General features: G+C 70.4%; 11 protein-coding genes and 1 pseudogene. 8 read left to right on the forward strand and 4 right to left on the reverse strand.

Translation table 11 applies throughout. From position 1 onward, the window contains the following. Window positions 1-905 precede the first annotated feature (905 nt). A complete protein-coding gene (locus AB0J21_RS06360; RefSeq protein ID WP_363144725.1) occupies window positions 906-1,379 on the forward strand; it encodes a hypothetical protein in 474 nt (157 codons plus the stop codon). A gap of 95 nt (window positions 1,380-1,474) precedes the next feature. On the opposite strand, the pseudogene AB0J21_RS06365 reads toward AB0J21_RS06360, so the two are convergent. The 3 genes and pseudogenes from AB0J21_RS06365 to AB0J21_RS06375 form a co-directional block, all read right to left on the reverse strand. Beyond that, window positions 1,475-1,699: pseudogene (locus AB0J21_RS06365) on the reverse strand (MerR family DNA-binding protein); the annotation flags it as partial. Window positions 1,700-1,781: 82 nt separating this feature from the next. After that, window positions 1,782-2,672, reverse strand: a complete 891-nt coding sequence (locus AB0J21_RS06370) for an SUMF1/EgtB/PvdO family nonheme iron enzyme (RefSeq protein ID WP_363144651.1) — start codon at window positions 2,670-2,672, stop codon at window positions 1,782-1,784. A gap of 131 nt (window positions 2,673-2,803) precedes the next feature. After that, complete coding sequence (locus AB0J21_RS06375; protein WP_363144652.1) at window positions 2,804-3,577, reverse strand: aminotransferase class IV family protein; 774 nt, start codon at window positions 3,575-3,577, stop codon at window positions 2,804-2,806. A 354-nt stretch (window positions 3,578-3,931) separates the two neighbouring features. Between AB0J21_RS06375 and ribA the strand changes: the two genes are divergently transcribed. Genes ribA through AB0J21_RS06395 form a run of 4 tightly spaced genes read left to right on the forward strand, consistent with a single transcriptional unit; the run spans window position 3,932 to window position 8,376 of the window. Further along, window positions 3,932-5,305 (forward strand): GTP cyclohydrolase II, encoded by a 1,374-nt coding sequence (gene ribA, locus AB0J21_RS06380; protein ID WP_363144653.1) that lies wholly within the window; start codon window positions 3,932-3,934, stop codon window positions 5,303-5,305. Further along, the gene (locus tag AB0J21_RS06385) at window positions 5,302-6,663 is read left to right on the forward strand and encodes a glycosyltransferase family A protein (protein WP_363144654.1); all 1,362 of its coding nucleotides are present in this window, start codon (window positions 5,302-5,304) and stop codon (window positions 6,661-6,663) included. The genes ribA and AB0J21_RS06385 overlap by 4 nt, the downstream gene beginning before the upstream one ends. Further along, entirely contained in the window at window positions 6,663-7,772 is a 1,110-nt protein-coding gene (locus AB0J21_RS06390; protein ID WP_363144655.1) for a hypothetical protein, read from the forward strand. The genes AB0J21_RS06385 and AB0J21_RS06390 overlap by 1 nt, the downstream gene beginning before the upstream one ends. Further along, on the forward strand, window positions 7,732-8,376 hold the full coding sequence (locus tag AB0J21_RS06395; RefSeq protein WP_363144656.1) for a hypothetical protein: 645 nt from the start codon (window positions 7,732-7,734) through the stop codon (window positions 8,374-8,376). Before AB0J21_RS06390 ends, AB0J21_RS06395 begins: the two co-directional genes overlap by 41 nt. A 2-nt stretch (window positions 8,377-8,378) precedes the next feature. Here AB0J21_RS06395 and AB0J21_RS06400 read toward each other — a convergent pair whose 3' ends face one another. Next, window positions 8,379-8,792: a hypothetical protein gene (locus tag AB0J21_RS06400; RefSeq protein WP_363144657.1), complete on the reverse strand. Its 414-nt coding sequence runs from the start codon at window positions 8,790-8,792 to the stop codon at window positions 8,379-8,381. A gap of 289 nt (window positions 8,793-9,081) precedes the next feature. Between AB0J21_RS06400 and AB0J21_RS06405 the strand changes: the two genes are divergently transcribed. The 3 genes from AB0J21_RS06405 (at window position 9,082) to hutU (ending at window position 12,624) form a co-directional block, all read left to right on the forward strand. Then, the gene (locus AB0J21_RS06405) at window positions 9,082-9,567 is read left to right on the forward strand and encodes an NUDIX hydrolase (protein ID WP_363144658.1); all 486 of its coding nucleotides are present in this window, start codon (window positions 9,082-9,084) and stop codon (window positions 9,565-9,567) included. A gap of 40 nt (window positions 9,568-9,607) precedes the next feature. After that, a complete protein-coding gene (locus AB0J21_RS06410) occupies window positions 9,608-10,651 on the forward strand; it encodes a glycosyltransferase family 4 protein (protein WP_363144659.1) in 1,044 nt (347 codons plus the stop codon). A gap of 236 nt (window positions 10,652-10,887) precedes the next feature. Beyond that, complete coding sequence (gene hutU / locus AB0J21_RS06415; RefSeq protein WP_363144660.1) at window positions 10,888-12,624, forward strand: urocanate hydratase; 1,737 nt, start codon at window positions 10,888-10,890, stop codon at window positions 12,622-12,624. Window positions 12,625-12,633 lie beyond the last annotated feature (9 nt).

A 12,633-nucleotide genomic window follows, 5' to 3' on the forward strand; every position in this document is an offset into this window, starting at 1 on the left:
CTTTCCGTTCCGTGAGAACACGCGGGGCCGCATCTTGCGGATGCGGCAGTCCGGGTCAGTCTTTGACGCGGCGCTGCCGTTCGGCTGGAAGCGGGAGGAAGAGTTCCACTTGAAGGGTGAACGCGTCCCCCGTATGGAGGTATGCGCGTCCTGACGGGCGCCCGTGCTGCTGGCGAAATAATCGGGGAACGATCACCAGCATGTCGGGGAGCGATCTGTGAAGAGGTGCATCGCAGCTGATCAGAGGGAACGGAGCAGCCCACGACGCGTGCGGCCTCGCTGGTCGGCAACCCCTCCCACAAGGTCAGACGCAGCACCTCCTGGTCCTGATCGCCCAGGGCATCGAACGCCCGCGCGAGATGGAGCTGTTCGGCGACCTCTGCCGCAGGATCCTCGACGGTGCCCTGTGGCTGCGCCGCCAGCACGCTCAGCAGAGAGTTCCGGCGGTCGTCCGCCCGGTACGCGTTGGCCAGAGTCCGGCGGGCACCACCCCGTACAGCCACGGAAGCTCGCGGGAGGCCGGGGCCTCGTCCAGCCGCCTCCAGGCGACCAGGAAGAATTCGGACACCACGTCCGCGGCCTGGTCCGGATGAGCCCGGCGCCGCACATATGCTTCGACCGCCCGCCGTGACGTGGTGACGGGGCACAGGACCAGCCGGCCCGGGAGGGCCGCGGTGAAGGCGTGGGCCACCCGCCAGTCCCGGTCGAGAGCGACGCGCTCACTGAGCGGCGACCCCGCCAGGGCGCCCTCCTGTTCGCACGCGTAGCACCCGGACGCCGCGGTCATGACCGGAGGAGTACGGCGGCTCGTCGTCGCGCGCCCCACGGCGAGGACGACGCCATCGGGCGGCTGCTGACCGTCAGGCGGTCTACCCGGGGCGGAAGGATGTTCGTACCGTGCGGGGATGCAGTGGACAACGCTGGCGGCCACGTCTCTCGGCGCGCTGATCGCCATGGGCTCGTCTTTCCTCGTTGAGCTGCGAAAGGACCGGCGCGAGACGTTCGCTGAGTTCAGGCGCGGTCGGCGTGAGCTGTACGGCGCCTACCTCTCGAAGCTCGCCAAGACGCGTGGCGATCTGGCGCTCCTTGCGCTGAACCGTTCTCTGGAGACCGCCGAGCGCGTGGTGAGGGCACGGCAGGCGTTCGACGGGTGTTACGAGCTGCGTTACCAGCTGGAGGTCTTTGCGCCTCGCGCAGTGGTCGAGCGGGCGCTCGTCTATTTTCGGAGCGTGCGCGCGCTGCGGGACGCGACAGCCGTGGGCATGGAGGAGGGAGAGGAGGAGTACGAGCAGACTTTCCGTGAGGTGATGAGAGCCCTGGCAGAGCTCCGGACGGTGATGCGGCAGGACATGGGCACCGACACCCTGGCGGGCGGCTGACCATGGCGTCGAGCCATGTGGCGGGCATCGGGTGCTGAGCCCCGGCGAGCGCCAACCGCCCTGAGGGCCGGCTTCGAAGCCGTCGTTGAGCTGTGCGGGCACCCGGTGCCGACGCGTTCGGTGAGTTCGGCGCGCAGGGAGGCGAGTTCGGACATGCGCGCGTCGACCAGCCTGATCTTCTCCGCGAACAGCGCGGACAGCGCCTCCGCGGCGTCCGGCACCCCGCGCAACTCCTCGCCGGTCCGGGCGATCTCCGCCAACGAGAACCCGAGGGTCTGCGCGGTGCGGCTGACCGCCGTACTGAAGGGGACGGCGAGCGGAAACGGCTGAGTCCCCGGGAGCGGTCGGGCGTGCCACGCGCCGGAGGCAGTCAGGCGTCGGTCGCCCGCACCACCCGGGACTTCATGTTTGTCGACGCTCGCTCCCGACGGGGACGCCGGACTCGGGGACGCAGCAGCGGAATCCGGTGTCGTCGTCGAGCATCGATGCCGAGGCGTCGTTGAAGGCGGAGGGCGTCGCTCTTGCGAAAGGGCTCGTCCAGGCGCCGGCCTTGAGCGCATAGCGCCCTGGCTCGGTCCGGGTCGAGCACCATTCCCAGGTGTTTCCGCACAGGTCGTACACCCCGTAGGGCGAGACGCCGCTGTGATATCTGCTGACCGGAGTCGTCGAACCGACCCCACTCTCACGGGAGTTGCACTTGGCGGGCGTCGACTGATCGCCCCATGGATAGATACTGCCGCGCGGGCCGCGCGCGGCCTTCTCCCACTGCTGGGCCGTTGGAAGCTTCTTCCCCGACCAGGACGCGTAGGCGGTGGCGTCGTGCCACGTGACGAAGACGACCGGGTGGTCGAGGATGCTCTCCGGACACTTGCCGCGAGGCCAGTGCCGGGGCGCTCGATGACCGGTGGCGGTGACGAAGCGGGCGTAGTCGCTGTTCGTTACCGGGTAGACATCGATGGAGTAGACCGGCAACCAGATCGGCCGGTTCTCCTCGCCCGACAGGAAGGTCCCGGCCTCCACGAGGGTCATCCTCTTGCCGTCGTGCGGATGCCGCGTGTACTGCTGCGTGAGCTGTGCCCCGTGTTCCGAATCTGTCTGGGCCGGCAGCACGGTGTCCAGAGAACGGGAAAGACTGGCGAACCGCGTGTGGACGTCCGGGGCGCATCCAGCGAGGAAGGTGTCGAGAGCCGCCTGGTTCACGGGGCGCAGTCTGATGGTGTCCCTGCGTTGTTCCCACTTGGAGACCATGCGGTCGCTGACGCCCAGACGTGCGGCGAACTCCGTCGTACTCATCCGTGACGCGTCACGTAAGGCCCGGACCTCCAGGCCGGTCCACTGCTCAACCGTGGCCACCCTGCAACTCCCCGTATCTGAGAATCGGTGACGGGCCAGCGTAGCTCCAGGAGGGCCGCGCCGCAGGGTGTTCACAGCAGCTCGCCCGGCACCTCCAGGTACTCCTTGCGCAGGGTGTCGATCACCGCGTGGGCCTCGGGCAGAACGATGCTGTCCACTCCACTGACGGCCCGGACACCCACGGCCGCGTTGGTCGCGAAAGCCGCCTGCACGTGCGGGAGATCGGCGAGGCGCACGGCACATGTGTCATGTTCGTGGGACTGCTGGAGGAGGCGCATCGTCACGCCGGGAAGGCAGTCGGACTCCGGCCAGATCACCTGGTCACCGTCGAAGAACCCGATGTTCCAGGTTCCCCCCTCGGAGATGGTTCCCTGTCCGTCGACGAAGAGCGCGTCGTCGAAGCCGTTGAGCTGTGCGGTACGGCGGTGACGGAGGCTGGAGAACAGCCCGACGCTCTTCACGCTGGGCAGGTCCCGGGTGTACGTCCTCGACTGAGCCCGGAGCGGGGGCAGCGGCAGATCGGCGGCCGGCCGCGACGTGACCAGCACGTGAGGCTCGTCGGCCGAGCCGGGATGTCCCATGTCCAGATTCGGGTCGAAGACCGTCACTCGCACGACGGCCGCTCCCTTGGCGGGCGCTGCTCTGCGGGCCAGGTCGCGGACGCGTTCGGGATCCAGCTCGGCCCCGAACAACGTCTCGCAGTCGCGCTGGAGCCGCTCCATATGAAGCGGGAGTCCGCGTACCCGACCGTCCTCGACGCGCATCGAGGTGAAGTGCCCGTAGTTGGTCAGGGCCAGGCTCTGGAGCGCCTCGACCTCGACCGCTTTTCCGTTCAGCTCTGCCATCTCTCCAGCATGGCAGCCCCGGCCGGCCGTTGCGGAACTAGCGTCCGACAGAGTGCCCGAGTTCGGTGCGAGTTCGGTCCTGAGGCGGTGGGAGGACATTCCGGAGGCGCTCGCTCCTCGGCCAGTCTGGTCCCGTGCCCACGAGATGCGCATGCGTCTCGGCCAACCGGGCCGATCCTGGTCGGCCGACGGCTGTCCTCACCGCAGTACAACGCGACGGCCTACGGCGTGGATGAGAGGTCCCCGTGCACGACACGCGAGATAAGGCCCCGGGCTCCTGGACGGAGCACACCACCGGCTCACGTTCCCGTCGCCGGTGCGGCGGTGGCCACCCAGCAGGCTCGGCACCACGTCATGACCGCTATCCGCGCCTGGGGCATACGGCTCGGTGGGACGCAGTGGGGCGCGGTCGAGCTCGTGGCAGGTGAACCGGACCCCGAGTTCGGACGTGGGCTGCCGCTCACCCCCGAGTTCGCCGACCGCCACGGTGCCGAACCGCCCGCGTCGGGAAAGCACCGCTGGGCCGTGTCCGATCTTCCCCCGCCGTCAGCCTCCGAGGAGCATGCCATGACTCCGGTACCGAGTAAGCCCGTTGTGCGCCGCGCCATCGACCGGTTCACCGGCCCGTGGGAGTTCCTGTCGAACTACTCGGCCGCACCGGTCCGGCTCGACGGGGTGCCGTACCCCACCGTCGAGCACGCCTACCAGGCCGCCAAGTCCCTCGACGGAACCGTACGCGCCCGGATCGCCGGCGATCCCGACCCGGACGAGGCCAAACGCCTGGGACGCCGGCATGCCGACCGCCCGGACTGGGAGGAGGCGAAGGTGACTGTGATGCGTTCGCTGGTGGGGCAGAAGTTCCAGGATCCCGCTTTGCGTGAGCGGCTCCTGGCCACCGGAACCGCCGAACTGGTCGAAGGCAATGACTGGGGTGACGAGTTCTGGGGCGTGTGCGCGGGACACGGCCAGAACACGATGGGGCTGATTCTCATGGCCGTACGGGAGCAGGCCAGACGGGAGCAGGACCCGGCCACGGGGCGGTACGAGCCGGGAGCCCCGGCGACCGACATCGCGGACGCCCTCGGCTGCGCCGCCCAGGCGCGCATCCCCACCGTCCACGGCGTCTTCACTGCCTGGGGCTACCGCAATGTACTGGAGGGCGGGGAACATCTGGCGCTCACCCTCGGCCGGGTCCGGGGCGAGGCACGGGTCCTGGTGCGGGTGCACTCGGAGTGCCTGACCGGCGAGGCGCTGGGCTCGCTGCGGTGCGACTGCGGGCCACAACTGGACGCAGCCTTGGCCGCGGTGGCCGCCGAGGGTTCCGGGGTGATCCTCTATCTGCGGGGCCACGAGGGCCGGGGGATCGGACTACTGGCGAAGCTGAGGGCGTACGCGCTTCAGGACGCCGGGTTCGACACGGTCGACGCCAACGCCTCGATGGGGTTGCCGGCGGACGCGCGGGACTACCGGATCGCTGCTCGCGTCCTGGCGGACCTCGGAGTGCGGTCGGTACGGCTGCTGTCCAACAACCCGGACAAGGCCGAGGCCCTCACCACGCTCGGTGTGGAGGTGGCCGAGCGGCTGCCGCTGCTGGTGGCGGCCAACATCCACAGCCTGGAGTACCTGCGGACCAAACGGGACCGTATGGGCCATGACCTGCCAGGACTGCCCGAGACAACGGAACTCGTCGGAACGACGGATCCTTTCGGCACGGAGTACGCGTCGTGACCGCGCGGACCTCGGGGCAGGGGCTGCCCGCCCAGGAAGTGGCCGGCCCCGGCGAAGCTGCCGCGCCGTGGGCCCGGTGCGGCCATGTGCCGCTGGAAGTGCTGGCCGAAGTCCCGCTCGGGCACGCGACGGTGCGTCTTGCCGCACCCGGACGACCGGGCTGGATCGGCCACGGCAGTACCTGGCGACAGCTGCCCGCGCGGCAAGCGCTCGCCGCGCTCGCCGGAGCCGAACGGGCCGCCGGGCCCGTGCGCCTGGTCCTGGCGGAGCGCGGCCGCCAACGCGGCCTGGCGATTCTGGCCGAGGCCGAGGTCTCTCGCCCGTGGGCAGTGACCGGGTGGCTCGGCTGGCCGGACATCAAGCCCGGCGGCGCCCAGGGCCCTCGGACGAGCGAAGCCCTCGCAGCCCGGAGCAACGACTACTGGGCCCTCGACCTCGCCATCCGCGCCATCGGCCTCGACCGCATGGACACCTCGCGCGCGGGCCCGATGCCCTGGCCGGCCGGCGTCAGCGTCGTCATCCCCGCCCGTGGAGGACACGAGGTACTTCCCGGGGTCATGCACGCACTCGCGGAAGCCGTATCCCGACTCCGCCCTGGTACTCCGTGGGAAGCAGTCGTCGTCGACGACGCCAGCGATCCGCCTCTGAGCCTGCCGCCTGGTCTGCCCCCACAGATCCGCCTGGCCCGCTCGGAGACACAACTCCACTGCGGAGGCGCCCGCAATTACGGCATGAAGCACAGCCGATACGGCCTGATCGTCTTCTGCGACGCGGACACCCACCTCGCGCCCGATTACCTGACCGAGCACATCGTCCGCCACCTGCTCGCCCCGAACCTGGTCACCGTCTCGCTGCGGGAACACGTTCCCGCCCACGCGCCGGTGCCCAGCCGGGCTCCGGACGGCAGCCGGGACTCCCGTACGAGTGCCCACTATCCGCCCGGGCGCCTCGGCCTGGTCCCTGTCCCTGAGCCCGTCACCGTCCACCCGCTGGCGCAGACACGCGCCTTCCGGGACTTCGGCCACGGCAGGCTTCTCGGTCCGGTGGACCTGCCCTTCATGGTCAAGGGCAACAACCTCGTCCTGCCGGCGGCGACCGCCCGCTCCGTGGGCTTCCCGCCCGACTTCACCGGTTGGGGCCCTGAAGACGTCTGCTTTGCCGCCAAAACCATCGCTCGCGGCTCGTACGTCGTACCGGTCCTGTCCACCGGGGTCTTCCACCGCGAACACCCGCCCCGCTCGGGCAGCACCGCCCGTCGGGACGCTGAGCTGGCCGCCAACCTCCGCCGGTACGCCCGCCGATTGCACGAACGCGCCGCCCTGCCCTGGCAGGAGGCGACCCAGGTGCGGATGCCCTGATGGCCCTCGATGTCACGGACGCCTGGCACCCCACCGTGAACCCTTCCGCCCGCATGCCGGTCCACCACCATCGTCATCTCGCGGTCCTCGGCCACGCGGACGGCCTGCTCAATGAGTTCCCGCGCCACCGGGGCGGCACCACCATCCGCCTTCCACGCATCTGGGGCGGCCGGTTGCATGTCGTCGAACTCCCGGGGCAGAGCGTGTTCGCCCCATGGTGGCTCCCAGCCTCCGATCCCACTGCCGTACGGCTCGTCGACGCCGTCTACGACGCGGCGCTGCTGCACGCCGAACCGTCCGCGCCGGAACGCGGCGCACTGGCCCGTCTACGGGACGGCTTCCGCCTTCGGTGCGCGCAGGGCAGGCTGACCATCGGCGAGGCCCTGTGGCAGGCCGCCGACGTGTTGCACCGGGAACTGGTCCCGTCCCTGCCCGCACTGACTCTCATCAGCCTGACCCGGTCTCCGGTACGGCATACCCTCGCCGAGGCCCTTGCCCAGCTCCCCGGCGGTCTGCTCCCCGTACTCGCGCGGTGGGCGGAGCGGGAAGGAAGGCACATGTGGCCTCTGCTCGCGGTCGCCACCAGTACCCAAGGCGTCCCCGTGCGTATCCGCCTGCACGCTCGGAGCCGGCGCCTCGACATCTCACCGCTGCCCACCTTCGAGAGCGCATCAGTCTCGGGCCGTCCCGTCCTGATCGGCGGGGAGGAGCTGATCGACCTCCTCGACACCGGCCGACTGATCCCCGGCTCACGGCTGACCGCGCTCGCAGAGACGTCCCTCCACCTCGGCGGCACCACCGTCAGGCACTTCGGCAACACCTACGGCAACTTCGACACCCTGAGCACCTTGCTCCCCGCTTCGGACACGGGCCGTATCCCGGCTTGCGCGGACGACGAGGACTCCTGGCACTACGCAGACCTGCCCGACGGCGGTACCAGCCGCTACCCCCTCCACCTCATCGAGCTGGCGGCCTGCTCCACCGACACGCACGCGGCCGCCGAAGCCCTCATCGATGCCTCCGTGGCCAGGGGCGCCCCGGTGCGGATGGAGCTGAAGGGAGATCTTGATGCGACCGTACGCGGTGGAAGGGCTCGACTGCTCCGGTAAGAAGACCATCACCGAGCTGGTCAAGGAGCACCTCCGGGACCACGGGCTGAAAGCCGACATCGTGATCGGCCCCCTCCTCGGGGGCGGGCTCGGCCGTCTCGACGCGCGACTCGCGAACATCACCGGTGCCGTCCGCCGGGGCAGCCCGACCGACCTGTTACGCCGTGGCCTGTACGTGGCGGAACCGGTCCTCGATCGTCTCCTCCACCGCCCCCGCCCGAACCCTGCGCTCAAGGTGAGCACCCACTTCCGGGCCTGGGCCCGCGCCGAAACGGAGCACGACCGGTGGATGTCCGGCGGCTACGACGCCACCCGCGCGGTACACGTCCGGTACGCCGGGGCCACCCTGCTGGCCACGGACTTCGACGTCCGCCTGGCCCGGCACCGCGCCGATGTCCTCGCCGGCCGCACCGCCAAGGTGGAGGAGCGACGGTTCTTCGGCCCCGATCCCGAAGCCTTCGCGGCCTGGCACCGTGCTCTCGACCGCGTCATCTCCGCCCGTGTCCCGCACGTCCTCCATCTGGACAGCAGTACCGCCGACCCCGCCCAACTCGCCCGGCGCATCGCCCTGCACGCCGCCGCGTGCTGGGAGGCCGGACGGTGAGATCAGCCTCGTACCAGGCCCGCCAGATAGCCGGCATCCGGGCCGTCACACACGTGCACCAGGTTCCTCAGCAGGTATTCACCCGGTTGGCGGTCAAGCAGCATGTGGCGGACGTACGTCTTCCACCACTGCAGGGCGCACGCGGCCTGTCTGCCGGACAGCAGCCACACCTCTACGGGATCGGAAGCGAGGTACTCCACGAGTTCGGCGCGGATCCGGTCGAACTGCACCGTAGCGGTCGCTCCCGCATACACCGCTTCCACTCCTCGCTCCCCGAGCACCAGCTGCCGCTCGGCCTCCACCTCGAACCCCAGCTGCCGTACGGCTCTGCGCAGTACATCCCGGGTGGGCTCCGGCCCGCCCCACGGCAGCCGCGCCGCCTGCCGGAGCCGTTCCGCGGTTGCCTCTGGACCCACGAGTGCGCCCCTGAACCCCTCTTCGGTCCGCGACCGTTCAGCAATTTGGGTGGCGGCCCGCTCCGCACCAGTACGCCACGGCTCCACCAGGCTCATCGGCCCACTACCGGCACACTGGGCTGCCAGAGCGGCGAAGAATCCGGCAGCACGCCGTCCGCCGACCGTACTGTGCGGTCCTCGGAGTGCGTCAGGCTTGCAGAACACCACGGGCATGCGCAGGAGTTCACACCCCAGCGGTTCTCCCGGGCAAGCCCGTCCCCTCACGTGACCTACCACCAGGAGAGAAGCAGTGGTCTCCTTCCGCTGGATCAGCGAGCCCCTCCCGGACGGCCTCATGGTCCGTCAGGTCTACGGTTTCTGCTTCGACGACACCGGCCGTGTGCTGCTGCGCGAGGACGCCGGGCGCTACGGACTGCCCGGAGGCAAGCCGGAGAGCGGTGAGGACGCCTCCGCCGTCCTCGTGCGCGAATGCCGCGAGGAGAGTCAGATCACCATCGGCGAACCGGTCTACCTCGGCTACCAGGAAGTCACCGAGGAGGGCCGGCCGCCGTACGCGCAGCTGCGCCTCGCCGCCGGCATCACCGGCTTCCTCCCGCGCGAGCCCGACCCCGACACCGGCCGTACCTACGGCCGCCTGGTCGCCCCGCTCAACAAGGCCCCGGCCCTGCTCGACTGGGGCATCGACGGCCTGCTCCAGTCCGCCGCCGCCGTCCACGCCGCCTACCGGCTCGGTCTCGACCCGACCAGGGTCCGCGAAGCCACCTGGCGCAACTGACCCCGCCCGCCGGGGCCCATCCCGGACCAGGGAGCCCACCATGCGATGGCAGTTCCACTACCCCAAGCGCACCAGCTTCCACCCGCCCGACTACGAGAACCCCGGCCTCGGCGGCTGCGAAGCCTCCCTGGTACTCCTCACCCGAGCCCTCGCCGCCCGGGGCCACGACGTCGAGGTCTTCAACTGCTGTCATCGACCCGGGACGTACGACGGCGTTACCTGGCGCATGACCTGGGAACTCGACTCCGCGCCGGAACCCGACATCGCGGTGGCGGTTCGCTTCGACGAAGCCCTCTGGCCCATTGACTCCACGGTCGAACACCACCTCTTCTGGATGCTCGACGACCGCGCACGCGGCCCCGCCGCCTTCGCCGAGACCTTCCGCGACCGCGGCGGCCGGGTCGTCCTCGCCTCACAGGCCATGCGACAGCGACTCGACGCCGCCACAGTCGCCATTCCCACCCAGCTCATACCACTTCCGGTCGAGACGGGCCGCTACACCGAGCCCATCGAAGGCCGCAGCCCCATCTGCCTGTTCGCCAGCATGCCCAACCGCGGCCTTGACGCGACCCTCGCCCTCTGGCCCCGAATCCGTGCCGCCGTTCCCGGCGCCGAACTCTGGGTCACGAGCGGCTGGCAGCTCTGGGGCTTCACCAACTCCGAATCCGACGACCGCTGGCACCAACTCCTCGGCGATCAGGACCTCCCCGACGGCGTGCGTCTCCTCGGTGCCCTCCCCCGCTCCCAACTGATCGCGATCCAGCAGCAGTCAGCCCTCACCCTCTACCCTTGCCGCTTCCCCGAGATGTTCTGCCTCTCCGCAGCCGAATCCACCGCCGCAGGCACTCCTGTCGTCACCAGCCCCGTCGACGCCCTCACCGAACGCGTCCACCACGGCCGCACCGGCATCCTCGTCGACGGCGACATCGACCGCCCTGAAACCCAGCGAGCCTTCGCGGACGCCGCTGTCGACCTCCTCACCCACCACGACCGGCGCGACGCCATGGGGCACGCCGGTCGCACCGACACCTCTCACCTCGCTCCGGACCGGATCGCCGCAGCGTGGGAAGCGCTGGCCGACTAGGGGCTGTCCGCGGGTGCGTGTCGAGAACGGCGGCAGTGGGTAACGGGACCGGCCCCACCGGGCGAGCAGAGGTGGTGAGCGGGAGAGTGCTGGGCCCCCGGCGCTCCCCATTGACTAAGCCTATTCAGGCGGCGAGTATGTGAATTGATTTATGAGTGCGGTCCGGGACCCGGGGCCGGTCCGGTGGGCCGGGCGGGCGCGGGCCGCCGTCCCCCGGCCTATCCAGGAGGCATCCCATGGCAGGACCCCGCCCCGTCCGCGCCCCCCGTGGCACGCGGCTCAGCGCCCTCGGCTGGCAGCAGGAAGCCGCGCTGCGGATGCTCCAGAACAACCTGGACCCGGAGGTCGCCGAGCACCCGGACGAGCTGGTGGTCTACGGCGGTACCGGGAAGGCCGCGCGGGACTGGAACTCCTTCGACGCGATGATCCGCACGCTGCGCACCCTCAAGCAGGACGAGACCATGCTCGTCCAGTCCGGGCGGCCCGTCGGCGTCATGCAGACCCACGAGTGGGCGCCCCGCGTGCTCATCGCCAACTCCAACCTCGTCGGCGACTGGGCGAACTGGGAGGAGTTCCGGCGCCTGGAGGCCATGGGCCTGACCATGTACGGGCAGATGACCGCCGGTTCCTGGATCTACATCGGGACGCAGGGGATCCTCCAGGGGACGTACGAGACCTTCTCCGCCGTCGCCGCGAAGAAGTTCGGCGGCACGCTCGCCGGGACCATCACACTCACCGCCGGGCTCGGCGGCATGGGCGGCGCGCAGCCGCTCGCCGTCACCATGAACGACGGCGTCGCGATCTGTGTCGACTGCGACCCGCGCGCCATCGACCGCCGTATCGAGCACCGCTACCTCGACGTCCGGGCCGACAACCTCGCGCACGCCCTGGAACTGGCCACCGAGGCCCGGGACCGCCGCAAGCCGCTGTCCATCGGGCTGCTCGGCAACGCCGCCGAACTGCTGCCCCGCATGCTCGCCGAGGGCGCGCCCGTCGACATCGTGACCGACCAGACCTCCGCGCACGACCCGCTCGCCTACCTGCCCGTCGGCGTCGACTTCGCCGACATGGCGGCGTACGCGAAGGAGAAGCCCGCCGAGTTCACCACCCGCTCCCGCGAGTCCATGGCCCGCCACGTCGAGGCCATGGTCGGCTTCCAGGACGCGGGCGCCGAGGTCTTCGACTACGGCAACTCGATCCGCGGCGAGGCCCAACTCGCCGGGTACGAGCGCGCCTTCGCCTTCCCCGGCTTCGTCCCCGCCTACATCCGGCCGCTGTTCTGCGAGGGCAAGGGCCCCTTCCGCTGGGCCGCGCTGTCCGGCGAGGCGAGCGACATCCACAAGACCGACAAGGCGATCCTCGACCTCTTCCCCCAGAACGAGTCCCTGCACCGCTGGATCAGGATGGCGCAGGAACGCGTCCACTTCCAGGGGCTGCCCGCCCGCATCTGCTGGCTCGGCCAGGGCGAACGCGACGTGGCGGGCGTGCGCTTCAACGACATGGTCGCCTCCGGGGAACTCCAGGCGCCCGTCGTCATCGGCCGCGACCACCTCGACACCGGCTCCGTCGCCTCCCCGTACCGCGAGACCGAGGCCATGCGCGACGGCTCCGACGCCATCGCGGACTGGCCGCTGCTCAACGCCATGGTCAACGTCGCCTCCGGCGCCTCCTGGGTCTCCGTCCACCACGGCGGCGGCGTCGGCATGGGCCGCTCCCTGCACGCCGGACAGGTCACGGTCGCCGACGGCACCCCGCTGGCCGGCGAGAAGATCCGCCGCGTCCTCACCAACGACCCCGGCATGGGCGTCATCCGGCACGTCGACGCCGGATACGAGGAGGCCGAGGCCGTCGCCGAGGCCAAGGGCGTGCGCATCCCCATGCGCGAGGGCGCCGACGAGACCGGAAGCACCGCAGAAGCCGGGAGCCCCCGGGAGGCCGGAAGCACCGCACAGACCGGGAGCACCGACGCATGAGCCCCGCCA

It is taken from the genome of Streptomyces sp. NPDC049954 (genome assembly GCF_040656295.1).
GTDB lineage: Bacteria > Actinomycetota > Actinomycetes > Streptomycetales > Streptomycetaceae > Streptomyces.

Coding starts and splice junctions, on each gene's coding strand:
- AB0J21_RS06360 (WP_363144725.1), top strand. CDS start 906: ATGCAGTGGACAACGCTGGCGGCCACGTCTCTCGGCGCGCTGATCGCC.
- AB0J21_RS06370 (WP_363144651.1), bottom strand. CDS start 2,672: ATGAGTACGACGGAGTTCGCCGCACGTCTGGGCGTCAGCGACCGCATG.
- AB0J21_RS06375 (WP_363144652.1), bottom strand. CDS start 3,577: ATGGCAGAGCTGAACGGAAAAGCGGTCGAGGTCGAGGCGCTCCAGAGC.
- ribA (WP_363144653.1), top strand. CDS start 3,932: ATGACCGCTATCCGCGCCTGGGGCATACGGCTCGGTGGGACGCAGTGG.
- AB0J21_RS06390 (WP_363144655.1), top strand. CDS start 6,663: ATGGCCCTCGATGTCACGGACGCCTGGCACCCCACCGTGAACCCTTCC.
- AB0J21_RS06395 (WP_363144656.1), top strand. CDS start 7,732: ATGCGACCGTACGCGGTGGAAGGGCTCGACTGCTCCGGTAAGAAGACC.
- AB0J21_RS06410 (WP_363144659.1), top strand. CDS start 9,608: ATGCGATGGCAGTTCCACTACCCCAAGCGCACCAGCTTCCACCCGCCC.
- hutU (WP_363144660.1), top strand. CDS start 10,888: ATGGCAGGACCCCGCCCCGTCCGCGCCCCCCGTGGCACGCGGCTCAGC.